Source organism: Rhizobacter terrae (assembly GCF_003852895.1).
In the GTDB taxonomy this organism is placed as follows: domain Bacteria; phylum Pseudomonadota; class Gammaproteobacteria; order Burkholderiales; family Burkholderiaceae_C; genus Albitalea; species Albitalea terrae.
Genome location: NZ_QUSW01000011.1, coordinates 178,250 through 195,886 on the forward strand (window position 1 = coordinate 178,250; position 17,637 = coordinate 195,886).

At 64.0% G+C, this 17,637-nt stretch carries 19 protein-coding genes and 1 pseudogene; 7 read left to right on the forward strand and 13 right to left on the reverse strand.

All coding sequences use genetic code 11. From position 1 onward, the window contains the following. Window positions 1-7: 7 nt before the first annotated feature. From DZC73_RS28600 to DZC73_RS28605, 3 genes are all read right to left on the reverse strand, one after another. On the reverse strand, window positions 8-1,009 hold the full coding sequence (locus DZC73_RS28600) for a lysylphosphatidylglycerol synthase transmembrane domain-containing protein (RefSeq protein ID WP_161974794.1): 1,002 nt from the start codon (window positions 1,007-1,009) through the stop codon (window positions 8-10). Continuing rightward, the gene (locus DZC73_RS29875) at window positions 966-1,187 is read right to left on the reverse strand and encodes a hypothetical protein (RefSeq protein WP_161974795.1); all 222 of its coding nucleotides are present in this window, start codon (window positions 1,185-1,187) and stop codon (window positions 966-968) included. The genes DZC73_RS28600 and DZC73_RS29875 overlap by 44 nt, the downstream gene beginning before the upstream one ends. A gap of 178 nt (window positions 1,188-1,365) precedes the next feature. Continuing rightward, window positions 1,366-2,763: an MATE family efflux transporter gene (locus DZC73_RS28605; protein ID WP_124543801.1), complete on the reverse strand. Its 1,398-nt coding sequence runs from the start codon at window positions 2,761-2,763 to the stop codon at window positions 1,366-1,368. A gap of 189 nt (window positions 2,764-2,952) precedes the next feature. Here DZC73_RS28605 and DZC73_RS28610 point away from each other — a divergent pair, with 189 nt between their 5' ends. Then, a complete protein-coding gene (locus DZC73_RS28610; protein WP_124543802.1) occupies window positions 2,953-3,504 on the forward strand; it encodes a hypothetical protein in 552 nt (183 codons plus the stop codon). Between the two features lie 606 nt (window positions 3,505-4,110). Here the strand turns inward: DZC73_RS28610 and DZC73_RS30080 are convergent. Beyond that, window positions 4,111-4,899, reverse strand: coding sequence for a L,D-transpeptidase (locus DZC73_RS30080; protein WP_198415031.1), 789 nt, complete (start codon window positions 4,897-4,899; stop codon window positions 4,111-4,113). A 279-nt stretch (window positions 4,900-5,178) separates the two neighbouring features. Here DZC73_RS30080 and DZC73_RS28620 point away from each other — a divergent pair, with 279 nt between their 5' ends. Continuing rightward, window positions 5,179-6,594, forward strand: a complete 1,416-nt coding sequence (locus DZC73_RS28620; RefSeq protein ID WP_124543803.1) for a sigma-54 dependent transcriptional regulator — start codon at window positions 5,179-5,181, stop codon at window positions 6,592-6,594. Window positions 6,595-6,705: 111 nt separating this feature from the next. Further along, window positions 6,706-8,391 carry an ATP-binding protein gene (locus DZC73_RS28625; RefSeq protein WP_124543804.1) on the forward strand — a complete coding sequence of 562 codons (1,686 nt, stop codon included), beginning with the start codon at window positions 6,706-6,708 and terminating at the stop codon, window positions 8,389-8,391. A 172-nt stretch (window positions 8,392-8,563) separates the two neighbouring features. Here DZC73_RS28625 and DZC73_RS28630 read toward each other — a convergent pair whose 3' ends face one another. Both DZC73_RS28630 and DZC73_RS28635 read right to left on the reverse strand, forming a co-directional pair. Next, window positions 8,564-8,920, reverse strand: coding sequence for a GNAT family N-acetyltransferase (locus tag DZC73_RS28630; RefSeq protein WP_328589565.1), 357 nt, complete (start codon window positions 8,918-8,920; stop codon window positions 8,564-8,566). A 149-nt stretch (window positions 8,921-9,069) separates the two neighbouring features. Then, a complete protein-coding gene (locus tag DZC73_RS28635) occupies window positions 9,070-9,660 on the reverse strand; it encodes a ferredoxin (protein WP_124543806.1) in 591 nt (196 codons plus the stop codon). A gap of 244 nt (window positions 9,661-9,904) precedes the next feature. Here DZC73_RS28635 and DZC73_RS28640 point away from each other — a divergent pair, with 244 nt between their 5' ends. Next, window positions 9,905-10,138 carry a hypothetical protein gene (locus DZC73_RS28640; RefSeq protein WP_124543807.1) on the forward strand — a complete coding sequence of 78 codons (234 nt, stop codon included), beginning with the start codon at window positions 9,905-9,907 and terminating at the stop codon, window positions 10,136-10,138. A 182-nt stretch (window positions 10,139-10,320) separates the two neighbouring features. Here the strand turns inward: DZC73_RS28640 and DZC73_RS28645 are convergent, their stop codons facing one another. The 4 genes from DZC73_RS28645 to DZC73_RS30785 all read right to left on the reverse strand — a co-directional run bounded on the left by DZC73_RS28645 (window position 10,321) and on the right by DZC73_RS30785 (window position 13,424). Continuing rightward, on the reverse strand, window positions 10,321-11,493 hold the full coding sequence (locus DZC73_RS28645) for a TolB-like translocation protein (protein ID WP_124543808.1): 1,173 nt from the start codon (window positions 11,491-11,493) through the stop codon (window positions 10,321-10,323). Window positions 11,494-12,120: 627 nt separating this feature from the next. Then, a complete protein-coding gene (locus tag DZC73_RS28650; RefSeq protein ID WP_124543809.1) occupies window positions 12,121-12,507 on the reverse strand; it encodes a hypothetical protein in 387 nt (128 codons plus the stop codon). A 76-nt stretch (window positions 12,508-12,583) separates the two neighbouring features. Then, window positions 12,584-12,937, reverse strand: coding sequence for a hypothetical protein (locus DZC73_RS28655; protein ID WP_124543810.1), 354 nt, complete (start codon window positions 12,935-12,937; stop codon window positions 12,584-12,586). Between the two features lie 73 nt (window positions 12,938-13,010). Next, complete coding sequence (locus tag DZC73_RS30785; RefSeq protein ID WP_456238448.1) at window positions 13,011-13,424, reverse strand: DUF7674 family protein; 414 nt, start codon at window positions 13,422-13,424, stop codon at window positions 13,011-13,013. A 152-nt stretch (window positions 13,425-13,576) separates the two neighbouring features. Between DZC73_RS30785 and DZC73_RS28660 the strand changes: the two genes are divergently transcribed. Then, window positions 13,577-13,954, forward strand: a complete 378-nt coding sequence (locus DZC73_RS28660; protein WP_124543811.1) for a hypothetical protein — start codon at window positions 13,577-13,579, stop codon at window positions 13,952-13,954. Window positions 13,955-14,017: 63 nt separating this feature from the next. Here the strand turns inward: DZC73_RS28660 and DZC73_RS28665 are convergent, their stop codons facing one another. Together DZC73_RS28665 and DZC73_RS28670 are read right to left on the reverse strand one after the other, a co-directional pair. Then, window positions 14,018-14,680 (reverse strand): hypothetical protein, encoded by a 663-nt coding sequence (locus tag DZC73_RS28665; RefSeq protein WP_124543812.1) that lies wholly within the window; start codon window positions 14,678-14,680, stop codon window positions 14,018-14,020. 115 nt (window positions 14,681-14,795) lie between these two features. Beyond that, window positions 14,796-15,209, reverse strand: coding sequence for a pentapeptide repeat-containing protein (locus tag DZC73_RS28670; RefSeq protein WP_124543813.1), 414 nt, complete (start codon window positions 15,207-15,209; stop codon window positions 14,796-14,798). A gap of 695 nt (window positions 15,210-15,904) precedes the next feature. On the opposite strand from DZC73_RS28670, the pseudogene DZC73_RS30755 reads away from it, so the two are divergent. Together DZC73_RS30755 and DZC73_RS30760 are read left to right on the forward strand one after the other, a co-directional pair. Next, window positions 15,905-16,456 (forward strand): annotated as a pseudogene (locus DZC73_RS30755) (IS110 family RNA-guided transposase); the annotation flags it as partial. Window positions 16,457-16,481: 25 nt separating this feature from the next. Further along, window positions 16,482-16,823, forward strand: a complete 342-nt coding sequence (locus DZC73_RS30760) for a transposase (protein ID WP_407924139.1) — start codon at window positions 16,482-16,484, stop codon at window positions 16,821-16,823. A gap of 310 nt (window positions 16,824-17,133) precedes the next feature. On the opposite strand, the gene DZC73_RS28685 is transcribed toward DZC73_RS30760, so the two are convergent. Continuing rightward, complete coding sequence (locus tag DZC73_RS28685; RefSeq protein ID WP_124543815.1) at window positions 17,134-17,505, reverse strand: CPCC family cysteine-rich protein; 372 nt, start codon at window positions 17,503-17,505, stop codon at window positions 17,134-17,136. Between the last annotated feature and the right edge of the window lie 132 nt (window positions 17,506-17,637).

Below are 17,637 nucleotides of genomic sequence, written 5' to 3' on the forward strand. Positions count from 1 at the left end.
TGGCTTGTCACTCGCCGTGCACCGCGGCCCGGCGGTTCACCAGCCGGCGTGATTCGATCCCGGCGTACAGCGCCAGTGCCAGCAGCAGCGGGCCGCCGAAGTAGAGGGCGCGGTAGGCCAGCAGCGCGGCCAGCAGCTCATGCACTGGCACCAGCGATCCGAGCATGGCGAGGAAGACCGTCTCCGTCACGCCCAGGCCGGCCGGCACGTCGATCACGGCCAGGGCGATGGCGCTCGCCAGCAGGGCACCCAGGACGGCGCTGAAGGGCACGCCGGATGGCAGCAGGGCAGCGATCACACCCGCCAGCAGCAGCCAGTTCGCAGACGACAGCGCGCATTGCATCGCGGCGACGGACGGCGTGGGCAGCATGATGCGGTGCCCGAACAGCGACCAGGCGTGGCCGTGGGCCTTCATGCACAGCACGAAGTACGCAATGAGGCTGCCCAGCAGCGCCAATCCGGCGAGCCGTGATGCGTGGGTGATGAGGCCCCAGTCGTCCGGCAGGTGGATCCACCCGCCGGCCAGTGCCGTCCCTGCGACAGCGGCGAAACCGATCCAGTTCGTCGCGATGTTGAACAGCCAGATGGCGGTGGCGCGGACCGCATCGACCCCGTGCGACATGTACAGCCGGAAGCGGAACCCCGCGCCGGCCGGGCCGAGGTTGAGTGCGCAGGCGTGGCTGACGAAGCCGATGAGCAAGGTGCTGGAGGCCCGCACTGCGTGGCCCGTCACGCGACGCGCGAGCAGGTCGATGCTGGAATAGGCGAGGTAGCTGGTGGCGGTGAGGCCGGTGGCCCACCACAGCCTGTCGAGCGGCATGGCGGCCAGGGCCGTGCCCATGCCGCGCCAATCCACCGATTCAAGATGAGTCACCCACAGGCCGATGCCGGCCAGCAGCAAGGCCAGGATGGCGACTCGCCGTGGCCACGAACCGAACCGGTTCCACGCCACGCGGGCTGCGCCCTCAGTCGCGCGGCGCAGTGCGTCGTTCGAAGCTGGTGCGGCCACGGGCGATCTGGGCGGCGGCGAAGTCCACCGCTTCTTCGGGCGCCATCTCTGCCGTGCGTTCGAAGGCATGCAGGTCGCGCGCAATCTCGTGGGCCTCTTCGAGGCCGATGCCTTGATCCACTTGGACAATGCGTTGGGCGCAGCGGCTCATCCAGACATCGGGTGACAACTTGTCCATGGGTCGGCCTCCTCGGGACACGGTGACTTGCATTGCACCGGTGGGCGGCGCCGGGCGGTGTAGGAACACACGCCGCGCAGCCCTCGGAACGCTGCTGATTTTTCAAACCGCGCCTTGCGGATGTCTTACCGCGACGTCAAATTCCGCAAGAAAAACCCGATCCGATGAAAGGATGCTGTCAGCTTGATGCCGCCAGCAGCTGCCGGCGCTTGGCCGACACGCGCCGATGCGTCTGGCGTGCGTGCGGCACCCAGCCGCGCCAGTGCCAGCGCGCGGCCATCAGCAGGCCGCGCAGCCATTCGTCGGCGGTGTAGGCCCACCACACGCCCGCCAGGCCCAGCCCCCAGTGCACGCCCAGCAGCCAGGCGCCGCCGGCCATCACGAAGATCATCGAGAGCACGCCCGCGGCCACCGGGTAGCGGGCATCGCCCGTGGCGCGCAAGGCGTTGATCACCACCAGGTTGAAGGTGCGGCCCGGTTCGAGCACGACGGTGATCCACAGCAGCGTCTGCGCGGTGTGGATGATCTTCGGGTCGGAGGTGAACAGCGGCATGGTCCAGCGCGCCGTCAGGGCTGCCAGCACCGCCAGCGAGGTGGACACCACGATGCCGATGCCCAGGCTGCGCCGCACCAGCTGGTTGGCTTCGTGCAGCGCGCCCGCGCCGATCATGTGGCCCACCAGGATCTCGCTGGCGAAGCCGATGGCCAGGCCCGACAGCAGCACGAAGTACATGATCTGCATCGTGTAGCTGTGGGTGGCGAGGTCGGCCGCACCCATGCCCGCCACCAGCGCAACGGTGTACATCAGCGCGAGCCGGTAGGCCACGTTCTCCGCCGCGCCGGGCAGGCCGATGTGCAGCACCGGCGACAGCCGCTTCCAGTGCACGTGCCACCAGTCGGCCCGGCGTGGTACCAGTTCCAGACGCCACCGCCACAGCACCAGGTGGAAGGCCACGCCGAACGCGCGGCTGATGACCATGGCCAGCGCGAAGCCCTGCAGGCCGAGCCCGGGCAGGGGGCCGACGCCGAACATCAGCGGCCAGCAGATCACCAGGTGCAGGCCGTGCATCGCCACCATGTTGAGCAGCGCCTCGCGGGCGCGCAGGTGGGCGCGCATGACGGCGGACATGGCCGCGTTGAGCGCATCCAGCGCGAGGGCCAGCGCCAGGATGCGCAGGTAAGGCAAGGCGATGTCGAGCACCGGCGCGGGCGCATTCAGCAGCCGCAGCAGGGGTTCGGCCACGGCAACGACACCTGCGGCAGTGAGCACGCCCATCCACGTGCTCGCGCCCAGCGAGGCCCGTGCCGTCTGGTCGGCCGCGAGCCGGTTGCCCGCCCCCAGGTTCTGCGTGATGACCACGCTCACACCCACGCTGACGATGCGAAACAAAAGAAAGAAAGTCGCCTGGACGTGGTTGGCCAGGGCGAAGGCACCCGAGGCTGTGTCGGAGTGTCGCGAGGCCATGGACAGGCCCACGAGGCCCACGAAGATGCCCAGCAGCAGTTCGGAGAACAGAGGCCAGGTGATGGTGAACAGGGCGGGACGCGGCTGCGTCGCAAGGTCTTGGCGGGACATCTGGAAAGCGCTTTCTTGGATGCGAGTGTCGCTCAGATCGAGAGACAAACGCTTGCACATGGTTGCCGGGCACAACGCTTGCCGCACTAGAGTCTGCCTCTCGTTTTGGCGTGCCTGCAAAGCCTCGCCAAGCTCCAGTGCAGGCAATCCATCGACACCTTGTTTTCACTTCGCAACAGGAGAAATCGCATGAGCAAACTGTCCACCAGCCTGACCCTCGCCGCGGCAGCCGCCGCCCTGGTGTGCGCCATGGGTGCATCGGCCCAGGGGACGGACCCGGGCACGAGCGCCGGCACCAGCGGTACCGCCACGGGCACGACGGGTACGACCACGGGCACCACGACCGGCACGACCAACGGCACGGTGAACGCTTCGGGCACGGGCACGGCTACGCCGCAGGCAGCGACGGGCAGCTCCGACGGCTCGACCACGACGACGCCCAGCAGCAGCACGGGTTCGAGCCTGAGCGGCACGCAGCCGTCGTCGGGCGCGGTCACGACCGACAGCTCGCAGTCGTCCTCGGGCAGCAGCAGCGCGCTGCCGAGCTCCTCGACCTCGACCAGCGGCACGTCGTCCACGGACTCGACCTCGTCGACCAGCGCCCTGCCCAACAGCGCGGCGACCACCAGCGGCACGACGAGCCCGAGCTACAACAGCAACGACTCGACGATGAGCGACTCCTCGGCCAAGGCGCCGACGAAGCGCCGCGCCACGCGTGCTGCACGTGCGGATCGGGGCTGATTGGCTTTCGGCTGATCGCTGTCTCGGAGAGCCGGGTCTTGTGCCCGGCTCTTTTTTTCGTTGTTTGATCGGGTGGGGGCGCGGCAGGCGGCATGGGCCAGGGGCTGCGGCTGTGGCGGTCGGCCTGCGGCCGACTTCGCTGCGCTGCTCGCACCGAGGGGTGTGCCGCAGAACTCGCTACGCGCCCCTGCGGTGCGCTGCGCTCAAACAGCCGCGGCAAGCTAGAAGACGAAGCGTGCTGCGCACGCCACCCCTCGGTGCTGCGCTGCTCGCCGCCACAGACGCAGCCCCTGGCCCATGCCGCCTGCCGCTCAACAACCGGTGGGTGTGCTCGACGAGAAAACCCAAAGCCGCAACAGCAAAGGCGTGGGTGGGCTGGCTGGGGCGCGCATCAGGAAGCGGCGAGGAGCGCAGGGCTTGTGGTCGCGCGCGCAGCGCGCTTCGTCTTCTAGCTCGGCGCGGCTGTTTGAACGCAGCGCACCGAAGGGGCGCGGAGTGAGTTCTGCGCCGGACCACAAGCCCGAGCACCGCAGCGGAGTCGGCCGCAGGCCGACCGCTTCCGCCGCGCGCCCCAGCCAGCCCACCCACGCCTTTGCCCCACCCAGATCAAGCCCCATCAAGATAGAAGGCACTGGCCACCTTCGGCACCGTCTGCGGCGCCTTGTTCTTCCCGCCGTCCTTGAAGCCGAACAGCTCCGCCGGCGATTGCGTCTCGGGCAGCACGTAGATGATGGTGTCGCTGTCGCGCACCGTCGGCGCCAGCACGTTCTCGTAGAAGGCTGCCGGCAGGTTGATGCAGCCGTAGGAGATGCGGTGCTCGGCCGGCTTGGATGAGGCCAGGCGTTGCAGGCGCCGCTCGGCCGGGTTGTTGGTGATCACGCGGTGCATGGACACCGCGGCTTCGTAGTCCACCCACACGATGTCCACGCCATGGCCGTTCACGCCGGGCTCGGCCACGAACCGCCCGGCCGGTGTGGTGCGTTCGTTGGCGGCGATGTTGGACAGCTCGCGGTCTCCCACGCCGGGGTAGGTCTCGTCGCCCTTGGTGAGGCCCAGCAGCACCGGCGCTGCGCCGCGCAGCTTGCCCTCCGGCGTGAAGACATAGGTCCGGGCGGCGTGCTTGTCGACGATGACAAAGGACGAGCCTTCGTTGTCGTTGGCGTTGAGCACCCAGCTGGCGACCTGCAGCGCATCCTTGGAGGGCTTCTCCGTGCCGAAATCTGGCCGCTTGACCGCGTCAACAGCAGGGGCAACGGTCGCGGCGGGCTGCTTCGCCTTGGGCTTGCGGGCCTGGGCGTCCGGCGTCGCGGCCAGGGCCGAGGCTGCCATCAGGAGGGCGAGGAGGCGAGGGGTGAGCGAGGACTGCATGGTCTTGAACGGCAAGCTGAGGAGCAACGGTCGCCTTGCAGCAAACGATGTTCCCAAGTCGTTTCCTTGTGAAGCCAGATGTAGCCACGTCGCCGACAAGGTCGCATGGCATTCGTGCTGTGAGGTTTACCAGCTTGCCCGGTTTACCGGCCTTGTTCGCAACAGCCTGTGACCGAACGAGCGTGCGGCAGGAAGTCAAGGAGGAAGTTTGGAAGCCAGCCCCAAGGTCTAGGGGTGTTCGCCTGTCCGGTCCGAGGCCTAGATTCCGTTTCGCCAAGAACGAACAAACACATTGGGGAGACTCTCGTGCTCAAGACCGAGATTCCACATGCCTTGGCAGCGCCAGCTGCACTCGATGTCAGCGTGTGCGCGTCGGATGCCCTGGCCGATCTGGGCCACACGCTCTGCGCAGTCTTGCGCGCCTTCGAGGGGGCGTCGCTGTCAGTGTCCAGCGGCAGCCTGAAGATGAAGCCTTCGGCCTGCGACCTGCTCATCCAGGTGGTGAGCGAAGCCTGCGTGCCGGCGGCACTGGAGCAGTTGCTGCGCCAGCGCGCCGGCCAGCCCGGCTGCGCGGTGCTGGTGGTGGCCGTGGACCTGCCGGCCTCGAGCCTGGACGAACTGCTGGCCGCCGGTGCCTGCGACTTCCTTCGCGCGCCTGTCGCCACCGGTGAACTGGCGACTCGCGTGCGGCGCGCGCTGGGACTCGCGCAGGAGCGCGCGAGCCTGAACCCGCGGCCCATCCACCCGGCGCTGCGCGACCTCATCGGGGACAGCCCGGCCTTTGCCCAGCAGGTGGCGCGCGTGCCAGTGCTTGCGCGGTACGACGCGAGCGTGCTCATCCTCGGCGACACCGGCACCGGCAAGGAAGTCTGCGCCCAGGCCATCCACTACCTGTCCGCCCGTGCAGGCGGGCCGTGGGTGGCGGTGAACTGCGGCGCCATTCCCACCGAGCTGGTCGAGGCGGAACTCTTCGGCCACGTGAAGGGCGCCTACACCCATGCGCACAGCTCGCGCGCCGGCCTGGTGCGCGAGGCCGAGGGCGGCACGCTGTTCCTCGACGAGATCGACTCGCTGCCCTACGGCGCGCAGGCCAAGCTGCTGCGCTTCCTGCAGGAAAAGGAATACCGCCCCGTCGGCTCCAACCAGGTGACGCACGCCGACGTGCGTGTGATCGCCGCCACCAACCGCAACCCGGCCCAGCTGACGGCACGCGGCAACTTCCGCCAGGACCTGCTGTTCCGCCTGAACGTGCTGACCCTGCACCTGCCCCTGCTGCGCGAGCGGCAGTCCGACATCCCGGCGCTGGCCCTGTTCTTCCTGCGCTCAGCGGCAAGACAGTGGCAGAAGGCGGCGCCCGGCCTGTCGCCAGCCGCGCTCAAGAAGCTCGTGGCCTACGACTGGCCGGGCAACGTGCGCGAGCTGAAGAACGTGATGGAACGTGCCGTGCTCATGTCCTCGTCCGGGCAGTTGAGCGCACAGGACATCGACTTCGACGGCAGTTGCGCCTCGATCGATGCCGTGCCCGTGAGCGAGGAGTCCTTCCGCGCGGCCAAGGCACGCGTGGTGGAGAACTTCGAGCGCTCGTACATCGAGCATCTGCTGGCATCGAACGCCGGCAACGTCACCCATGCGGCCCGGGCGGCCAAGAAGAACCGGCGCGCCTTCTTCGAGCTGATGCGCAAGTACAAGATCGAGTCGGATGCCTACCGGGAGGCTGTGTAGCCGGCGCGGTGCGTGAACCCGCACCCGTGTGTCACGCCCTCGAATGCTCTAGAGTGGCGTGAGCGGCGCAGGCCACGGCCCGTGGTGCCGCCCGCGAAGCGGGGAGAGCAAATGACCAAGCCGGATGAGGCGTCACCGGTTCCTTCCCTGGCGGTTGCGCCGTCGGGGGACGGGCGCTATCGCCGGCTGTTCGAGGAAAGCCCGCTTCCGCTTTGGGTGTACGACCTCGAAACCCTGCGCATCCTCGACGTGAACGAAGTGGCCTGCCGGAAGTACGGCTACACGCGCGAAGAGTTCCTGGCGCTCACCATCCGCGACATCCGGCCGGCGGAAGACGTGGCGCGCGTCGAGGAATCCGTGCGCGACACCCCGAGGCAGGTCTTCAACTCCGGCTTCTGGCGGCATCGGCTGAAGGACGGCACGTTGATCGACGTGGAGATCACCTCGCACGAGATGATGTTCAACGGCCGCCGCACGCGCTGTGTCTGCCCCATCGACGTGACGGCGCGCCTGAAGGCGGAAGCGGCCCTGCGGCAGGTCAACGAAGACCTGGAGCAGCGCGTGCGCGAGCGCACCCTGCAACTGGAGGACTCGAACCGCGAACTCGCGCTGGCCACTGCTGCGGCGCAGCGCGCCAGCCGCGCCAAGAGCGAATTCCTGTCCAACATGAGCCACGAGCTGCGCACGCCGCTGAACGCCATCATCGGCTTTGGCCAGTTGCTGGCATCGTCCGATGCGGCCTTGCGTTCACCCGAGCGGCAGCAGTCCTTCGTGGGCCACATCGTCACGGCGGGGCAGCACCTGCTGACGCTCATCAACGAGATCCTCGACCTCGCGCAGATCGAGGCAGGCAAGCTGTCGGTGAGCATCGAACGCTGCCCGCTGGCGGCGGTGTTCGGCGAATGCGAGACCATGATCGGCCTGCTCGCCCAGCAGCGCGGCATCAGTGTGCGGTTCGCCGCGGCCGGTGATGCGGCGGTGCTGGCCGACCATACGCGGCTGAAGCAGGTGCTGCTCAACCTGCTGTCGAATGCCGTCAAGTACAACCGGGCGCATGGTGTGGTGCGGCTGGAATGCAGCCGGCCCAGCCCGGCGCGGGTGCGCATCGCTGTGCATGACACCGGCATCGGCTTGCGGCCCGAGCAGATCGATTTGCTGTTCCAGCCTTTCAACCGATTGGGGCAGGAGTTTGGTGCGACGGAAGGCACCGGCATTGGCCTCGTCGTGACTCGGCGGCTGGTGGAGTTGATGGGCGGCGAGATTGGCGTGGAAAGTACGCCCGGCGTGGGCAGCGTGTTCTGGATCGAGCTGCGTGCCGACGAGGACATGCCGTCGGCGACCGCGCAGCCGCTGCCCGCGGCGCCAGCCGTTCGTGTCGGGATGGAGGCGGACAGTGCGGTCAGCCACGCCAAGGTCCGCACCGTGCTGTGCGTCGAGGACAACCCGGCCAGCCTGCGCCTCGTGCAGGAGGTGCTGGCCGGCCGGTCGGACGTGCAACTGCTGTCCGCATCGAACGGCAGGCTCGGCGTCGAGCTGGCCCGCGCGCATTTGCCGGCGGTGATCCTCATGGACAACAACATGCCAGAGATGAGCGGGCGCGAGGCGCATGCCATTTTGCGAAACGATCCGCGCACGGCGAACATTCCGGTCATCGCCTTGAGTGCGGATGCGATGCGCCGGTCGGTGGAGAACGGGATGGCGGCGGGGTTCTTCCGCTACCTCACGAAGCCGGTGGATGTGGAGCAGTTGTTGAAGGCGGTGGATGAGGCGTTGGGGCAGGCGGGCGCCTTGGAATGATCCGCCAGCCTCGCCGTTGGGTCGAACACCGAACGTTTCGCGGACGGAGTTTCAGGTCAGTCGCCGGGGCCAGTGGAGCAATCTTTCTATCCAGGGCTGCCGCGAGAAGTCCAGCTGTCTTCGACATGGAAGTCGCCCGAAGCGTTAGGTTCGTGCGGCTTGGAAGGGCTGGTCATCGACAGTTGTCCTGGCTGCTGTTGATTGCGAACTCGTACAGAACATCGGGGCAGCGCTCTTCGTTGCCTTGCCCATCGGTGAACTCTATGGGTTCAAAGCCGTGCCGCTCGTAGAACCTGCGTGCTCCGGCATTGGCTTGGAACGTATAAAGACGAATGGGTGGCGCCAATGTACGCAAGGCATGTGCAAGCAGCAAGGAGCCAATGCCACGGTTGACCGAGCGAGGATCGACGGACATTTGCGTGATCCAGAGATGGTCTTCGACCGTTCGGTGGACATGATGCCGACGACTTCGCCGTGCGACTCGGCAACCGTAACGCCACCCGATGGAACGAGAGATTTCGCGGCCCAGTCATGCATCTGCGCCTCTGAGTGCACGGAAGGGGCGTATGGCATGAACGCTCTTCGAACATCGATGAGCAACTTCGCGATGCGGCATGCATCCGTAGCGGTGGCGGGGCGCAATACCACGTTCAAGCAGGAGTCCTCGCCTTCGTGTTGTCAGAGCTTGCGGCGAAAGGCGTGCAGCAAGCCGCGCCCGAATCGCTGGAGAAATGAAAGTGCCGTTTGCTCGCTGCGCCCCGCGTTTGGAGCGGGTGCAGTCCGGCTGGCCAGGCCACCTTGCAATGAATAGTCGCAGCAGCCTGTTCGCGACAGGCGCGCAAGAATCTTGGGGTCGCGTCCGCCATACCGCAGCGCATCGACGCAGCAGACTTCAATGGCCCTGCAGGCCTGCTCGATTTCTTCTTCCGTCTCGGGTTGCCTGAGGAAGTACGTGTCAGAGTTTGTGTCGGTCAGCGGTGCAAGCAGGCTTGGAGCCTGAGCTTCAGGAACGCCGCATGAGAGGCATTGCCCACACCAGGTTCCATCCTGCATGACGTCCCCAAGCGTGTAGAACGGGCCCGGAGCGCGCATGAATCCGTGCAGATCCACCGATCCTCGGACGTGGGGCGCCAAGCGCACTTCGGGCATTGGATCTGAGCCTTCTCTTTCATGGTTGGGAGCTTGGCTTTCAACAGTGTTCGTCACGTTCCTTGGGACGACATGTCTATTCAACATAGAACTTCTGACCGCAGCGGCGATGCCGTTCACCGATTGTCGTGTTCGGATCCGAAGGCTTGAACTTGAAGTTGCAGTTTGGGCAGCGTGTCCAACCCTCTTCATCGACGGCAACGCGTACAGGTTGCGATTCCTCATACCGCCGATGCGTCAGGAAGCCTCGTGTCGAACATTTCCCACAAGGCTCGGCTTGCCATGATTCACTGGCACTTGCCGGGGCCTGCAGCAAGAACCCGGAGCCCGAGCACGCGCTGCAGAACCGATTGACGAGCGGGTTGTGGTCATTGCGCTGCGATGCGGGTTCAATTTCCTGACGGAAGTTGCCAGTGACAAGAAGGCAATGCTTCTCGCACGAGATCACCGCGCCGTTCTGCCGGACAAGCGAATTGCAAAGGCCGCACCAGTGAAGGTGCAGGCCGCTGGCGGTGTGAATGCACTTGGCGCCCTTCTCCTTGAAGGCTGCACAGCATTCATCACCAATGTGCGCGAGGAAACTCATGTGCTGGGCTGACTCAGATCTCTTGTCCAAGACGAAGCAGGTTGGCGAAGCGGCGAGCAGGCCATGGCCGATGAGCCGATGAGTGCAACCAAGATTCCGAAAGCGAACTGTTTCACGATGGAACTCCCACCGAATCTGCGATCTCGCCGAGTGCCGAAAGAATCTGTACGCGACGAATCCTCATGCACGAGTTCTCACACCGCTCCGACCTGCGCCACCTGCTGCTGCCGCGCCACGTCACGCACCTCGCCGCCTGCGAGCTCGAACACGTCGAATCCGTTGCTGTAGATCACGCTGCCGTTGGCACGCAGGTCGAAGCAGGCCACGTGTTCTGCGATCACCTCCGGCTGGGCGCCGGCCGCGGTCACGCGCACGAGTTCCCAATTGCGCGGCACGAGCTTGCCAGCGTACTGCGGATCGTTCTTCACCTTCGACAGCTCGATCATCCGGCCGTGCAGCCACAGCCCGCCGGGGTCTTGATCGAGTTCTGGTGTACGGGGCCCGCCGGCGGAGCGCAGCGGCTCCTTGCCGTACACCATCGAGAAGAAGTTGAGGTAGCCGAATATCGCCTTCAGCAGGCGAAAAGGCATGAGCAGCGTGTCCATCAGCGCGCTGCCTGCCTGCTGGTGGGCAGGCTTGTCGGCGGGGCGCCGGATCGCGTAGAGCCGGCCTTGCGCATCCATGCGCGGCGCGACGAAATCGTAGCGGGCGTTGTCGAGCAAGGTCTGGAGCTGGCCGCTGCCGTAGTCGAGCATGTGCACGCACGCGTGGCCGAAGGCGACGAGGTGTCCCGACTGCTGGTTGCGAGCGACGCCGCTCGATTGGTAGACGATGGTCTTGGCCCGCCCGGGTACCAGCGATGGGGCCGCATCGACGCAGTCACCGTCAGTGAGCGTGCCGCGCCGGTTGCCGTCTTCATCGTAGGCCTCGACGTGCGCCGTGCCGTCGCCATTGCGCGAGGTGAGGAAGATGCGGCGATCCGCCGGGTTGTAGACCATCCCCTCGCAATCCCAGCCCGTGCGGTGGAACAGACGGACTTCCCGGTCTTCGGCCAGGTGCCGGCGGAACAGTCCGCGCGTCTCGCCGACGGCGAGCACGTAGTAGAGCGTGTCGTCATCGGCGCCACGGCAAGCGTGCAGGAAGCGCACCAGCATCACGGCCTCGCCGCCGCCGCGGTGGCCCCAGAGCGACGAATTCGGGATGACGCCGCTTTGCTGCTCCCGCGGTGCGTGCTTCCAACCGGTGGTGCGACGGCTTTGCTCGGCGCGCTCGATCAGTTCCTTGGCGAATGGCGACTGGATCTGGGTCGGCGCGCCATTCGGTGAGTGCAGCCACAACTCGCCGTTGGCGATGGCCAGTGTGCGCATGGATTTCTCCTCCCTCTGCTTGGAATCCCCTTGGATTTGGCGATGTTACCGCTGAGGTGGAGGTGGCCCTGGTTGCCCTATGGCAGGGAGCAAGCCTTGGCGACCCAGTTGTAGTCCTCGATCTCCTGGGGCGTTGAGGGAAGCACGCGAGCGGTCCAGGCGCGCTGGAGAAGTGACCTCACCAGGGCTTCGTCGTGGATGAAGAGCAGGTCCTTGCTTGTCGGCAAGGACACGCTACCGACGGGAATGCCTGAAGGTCTCTCTGCACTCTGTGGGTACGACTTCGCCTGCAAGTCTTTGGCGAGTTGCTCGAAGTTGAATGTGCCCGTGCCGACGCGGACCCACCTGGGCATGGCGCCAAAGTGAATGGACGCTGTGTTGTCCTGTCGGACTGTGAGATTGCAGCCTCCGTGGGGCATGTCGACGCTGAGCCAGGCGGCCGAGGTCGTTTGTGCTTGAACACCACCGGCTGCAAAGAAAATGATCAGGCTGGCCAGGGTATTCAGTGACTGGTGGCGAGTGTTAGGAGGCATTTGCTCAGCGGCCTAACTGATTGCGAACCGGTTCAGATGGAAACTTCATTCCTTGCGTGCGGTACGTTGCCGGCTGGAAGAGTCGGGTGCCTGCTCACTTTGCGACATGCTCCCGTAGTCTGCTCGCTACCTCCGGAGACACGCGATTGGCGCGAACCAACTCGTCAAGCAGCGATTGTGGAAGGGAGAATTCTTGCGTTTCTGGGATTTGCTTCCAGAAGGGCACATGCTTTGCCTTGAGCATTACCCAGGTTCGACCCTTCGGATTTGGGAGAGATGCCAAGCCGGTGGCTGGGAGGGAGAGCAGCTCGTACCCTTGAACTGCCTTGATTTCCGGCTCCGAGATCGGCTCGTTCCGGTATTCGTACTCAACACCTTGCATGACGGAGTATTCGGCTTTGCTGCCGGGCGACTCCGGGCCGCTGCACGCCAAGAGCAACCCCATACAGGCGCTGAGGACGACGAAACGCATGATGTTCATAGGCGCCTAACGTTTGACATGAGAGACGGGCGACAGCCGGCGAAGCCAGATGTCGAACATCCCCTCGACGGAAGGGTTAGACACCGCTGAGCCCTCGAAACGCGACGGCTCGACGCCAAGCGGATGCCGTCGAGACTTCAGTGAGCATGCGGTCCGTTGGTGCAAGGGCGCCTTTGACGACGTGAGTCCCCGACGGGCCACGGACGACCACATGCTCGGCGAAGGCAGCGACAACGCACTCAGGGCGTACGCTGTTGTGGCCAAGCTCGGGGAACGGCGTGAGCACACGAAAGTCGAAGTCTTCCGGAATTGGGAAGCGCGCACACACGAACCAGTCGGTATGTGCAGCCACAACGAAGCCACCGTCGATGGCATGAGTTTCAACCGCAGTCGCGCCGAGCGCTTGAGCGCCAGCCACGAGTTGTTCCACCAAAGATTCTGTGCTCACCAAGCCGCCAGGAAAGAAGAACGAGGGGTGTGCACGGGCCCACTGAAGCGCAGGCTCAAGAATTTGGATATTCACTTGCGCTACCCTTGCGATTGAAGGCTGGCTCGCCCCACATTGCGACGTGAAGTTGCCGAAGATTGGCAGGCATTAGCGGCCAGATCTCCTTCTGAACGGCAGACGGCAAGCCATGCAAGAGACCTTCTACAAAGTAGACGTCAATGTACTTCCTCTGCTTGCTGTCAGAAGTACCGAGAGTGGCTGAGACAAACTGCAAGTACGAACTGGCAACGCTCGTGTTTCCACCACGAACCGCTCGCTGAGTTTGCCTGGCGAATTCTTCCATCATGTCGCAGGTGCTGTTGGCGACGCTCCTGTTGGCTCTCGCTCGGGCCAGCATGGGTTGGGCTACTTCAGGAAAGCGCCGGATGATCTTCGAGAGAAGGCTCCGGACACTCGGGTCAAGCTTCATTTGCCGGTCTGACGTTTGACATGAGGGTCGGCCGACAGCAGGCGCAGCCTGATGTTGGACGTCCTCTCGATGGAAGGGTTCGGTGCCATTTCTTTCGTCGATGGAATGCCCGCGCCGGGAGGCAGAATACTATGCGCAACGGGAGACACAACATGCTTGCAAAGATCTTGGCCCTGGCGCTCGTGACGATGTTGGCAGCATGCTCTGCCGTACCGAACGCGACTTCACAGCAGCCCGCCGCGCCGTACATTGGCCCGCAGATCGCCCCATTGGACCTAGTGTGTAAGAGCCAGGCACCGGGTCACCCCGACCTTGTGTTCCGCATTGTTCGTGCCGACGATGGTGCGGCGATAGTGGCGAGCATGAACGATCAGCCGTTGGCTGACTACGAGACTCACACCTACATGAATGCCTACATGTGGACGAATGGCAAGGAGCGCTTCACCGTTGATCGGATGACTGGCGTGCTGACTATGAAGCCCGACCGAGGTCCTTACGATTGCGAACGGAAGGGCGGGCAGCGCTTTTGAGATGGCGGCAGCCTTGCGACTGATGGTACCTAACGTTCGACATGAGCGGGTTAGGCCGCGGCTTCATTTGAAGGGGCAAGGTTCACGTTGGATTTGCTCGTAGTGATGCACTCGGCATAGGACACTGTCCCTCACACGAAGGCGGTGACACTCAGCATTGCGACACTCTTCCGGCCCAACTTCAGGACCTAGCAACTCCCAAAACGCAAGGGCTTGATCGCGCTTGCGCACTTCGAGCTCCCGGCTTGTGGCGAGCCCATGCTCACGCATGATCTGCTCGACGTAACGCTGGGCTGAGAGAAGATCTCGGAAGACCCACGCAAGCTCATTTTCAGACCAGCCGAGATCCTCCGTGAGCAGACTGAGGACGGCCTTCTCGCACCCTTTCGCCACCACTATTGCGAATGGTGGTCTGCCGCGTTGTGCCAAGCAGTCTGGCACGTTAAGTACCTTGCCAAGAAGGTCGCCCCATTTGTAGTTCAGATCCGAGAAATCAAGGATAAGGCCATCCGGGTCGATGATCTCGACCGCTGCGCGGTACATGGCGTCCATGTAGGTGGCGTCACCATTGCCACCCGCACCACAGCCGTAGTCGCCCGCGAAACGGACGCGAAGAAGCTTGTATTCGCGCTCGAACCTGTATTGCGCAACTTCATACGCAATGTCGACAGCGCTGTACGCCGTCCAATCGACCTCTGAAAACTGAGCTGGTGGATGGTCGTTCATGGGGCGTGTTGGGAACTTGAGTGGCCTAACGTTTGACATGAGTAGCGGTTTCCAGCGGGCGCAGCCCGCTGGAAACCGTCCGCTCTGTGGGAAGGGCTAGACCTCTCGGTGATTCTCATTGAGTTTGACACCCCTTGAAGTTCTCAGCGGCATACGCAAGGAGCATCAAGACGCTCTCGATTTCGGCTCCGTAGGCGTTTAGATGGTTGACGGCGATGCCCGTTGTGTTGCAGTTGGCCATGGCAATGGAACACACAGGGCAACTACTCCAGATCGACCCGACCAGATTGCAGCCTTCGAACGTGCTGCACTTAAGATTGCAGCGCGTGAACTTGGTGCCGCCAAGGTTCACGTTCACAAACGTCGTCGAATGGAACCAGCAGTCCAAGAATTCGGCACCGCCGAGATCGACGTTCGAGACAGACGGATGGTCTCCATCTCCGACGATCTCAATGCCTTTGAACTCGCGCTGGCCGCTCTGATAGGCGTCCATCAACTGAGCCAACGTGAGTTCTTGTTCGATGAGCATGTGAACGATTCTGCCTTCGGTCGTATCGGGTCTAGTGTTCGAGCTGAGCGGTCCACGTAGGCAAGTACAGACTGCATACTTCCCGTTGGTTAGATAGAAGTGTCAACTAAACCGATTCAAGCTCCTTGTCCGCTCGATGGAAGGATTAGGTTGCTGGTTTTTCATTGCATGGCCTCCCAGGCTTTGAGATCGAAGCCGAGTGCACGCAGACAGACGGCCGCCTGCTCCCTGATTGCGACCCACGTTGGATGCCGCAAGAGAAGCTCTGGCGATTTGCTACTTTCCACTACGTGAGCGTTCGACTCTGCGGACAGTAGTGGAGCCAGGGCGAGAATTTGCATTCGCGCTTCGGCGCTCAAGGCTTGCGCGCTCGGATGGCACTCTCGAACGAGCCGCAGCGCGTCATAGGCGTCTTCAAGCAACTCTTCGGGCAACAGGTACTCGCTTGGCGTGGCATTGGCGATGTACTTTGCTTGCGCCACCTCCGAAGCGAGCGGGGCCAACGCGATGGCGATGCTGTGCATGGAGCAACCTAACGTTTGACATGAGGGGCGGCACAAAGGGCGCGAAGCGGCCTTTGTGACGTCCCCTCGATGGGAATGCGAAGGGACTTCCCACCTTCCTGCAACGGCGTCAAAGCGCCAAGGTTGGTGGTGTTCAAAGTCATCAATCTGAAGCGTGGAAAGGGGAAGCCCATGGCAGAGGTTATCCGAGAAGGGTCCGTTCGTGTAGGGGTGGATCTGGCCAAGCGCGTGATCCAGGTTCATGCCGTGGACGCACACGAACGAGTGGTGACCAGCAAGGCGCTGCGGCGCGAGCAGTTCCTGGCGTGGTGCGCTCGGTTGCCCCAAGGCAGCCTGGTGGTGATGGAAGCCAGTTCCAGCGCGCACCATTGGTGTCGCCGGCTCATTGCCATGGGGTTGGATGCGCGCATCGTCACGGCACAACTGGCTGCGCCGTACCGCCAGGAAGGTCGCAGCGGCAAGAACGACGCCAACGATGCGGCCGCGATCTGCGAGGCGGGCGGGCGACCACGCATGCGCTTCGTGCCCGTGAAGTCCGTGCAGCAGCAGAGCATGCCGTGCGTGCACAAGCTGCGCGAAGGGTTCAAGGAAGAACGCACGGCCTGCATCAATCGCATCCAGGGCCTGCTGGCCGAGTTCGGCTTGGTGTTCGCGCATAGCACAGCACCACCGCGACGACGTCGACGTGCGCCGCGCCGCGCAGCTCATCAGTGTGGGTCCAATCACCGCTTCGGCAGCGATCGCCACGGTGGGCGACTTCAAGCAGTTCAACAGCGGCTCGCAGTTAGGCGCCTGGGTGGGCCTGGTGCCGCGGCAACACTCCAGCGGCGGCAAGAACCACCTGGGCGGCATCACCAAACACGGGCAGACCTACTTGCGAACGTTGTTGATCCAGGCCGCCAAGTCAGCGGTCATGACCGCCCACCGGCGCAACGATCCGATCTCGCGCTGGGTGCTGGCGCTGCGCGAGCGCTCGGGATGGCAGAAGGCCGTCGTCGCCCTGGCCAACAAGAACGCGCGCATCCTGTGGGCAGTCATGACTCGCGGCGAACAGTTCGATGCCCGTCACGTGAGCATCAAGCCTGCCTAGGACGCCAGCCCACTCCTCTTCCCTGCACGACGTGACAATGAAGACGCACTGAACAGGTCAGACCGGCAGGCAGCGGGCAAGCTCGACTAACCCTTGGTGGCCTGCATCACCATCAGGTCCACGCGATAGGAATGGAGCCCCGCAGAGCGGTTCGCATCTGGGTCCGCATCGCCGCGCATACGCGCTCCATGCAACAAGACCGTCTGTAGAGTGGCAGTCTGTTCCCTGTCTCAGCCGCCTTCGTCGCCGCGTCCACTCGTCAACAAGGAAACAGCAATGCGTTGACTACTTCGGAAGTCCCTGTAAAGGGTTAGGCGGCTGGTTCACTTGATGCTCCGTTCTCGTTGACGCGCCAGTAGGCCTCCGGCTCTAGGACGATAGCCGTTGCATACCAGTGTTTGACAGCTCGCCTTGCGTTCGCGGCTTCAAGCTCTGCACTGCTTAGCGGACGCCAGCCAGAGCTTCGGCCATAGCCACCGGCGACCTCAACGCTAGCCGGATACCTAGCCATTGCGGCGCTTTGCGCTTCGGCGAGGGAACGGGAGTTCGCACCTCCGGCGGATGCTGGATTGGCAAGCTGGACAGGGTCGTCCTCCCAGTCGCATACCGGACAGATTGCATACGAGCCGTACTCGCCTTCGAGGGTCAGGAAGCCGCAGCACGGGCATGGAATGTCATGCATGACGAAGACGCCTAACGAATGAAAGGGACTTCCCCGTCCCGAACTGGCCGCGAAGCGGCAACCGGCAACGAAGTGCCACGATGGGAAGTGCGAAATCTCATCAACTCGTTCGAAAGGGGAAGTCCATGAGCA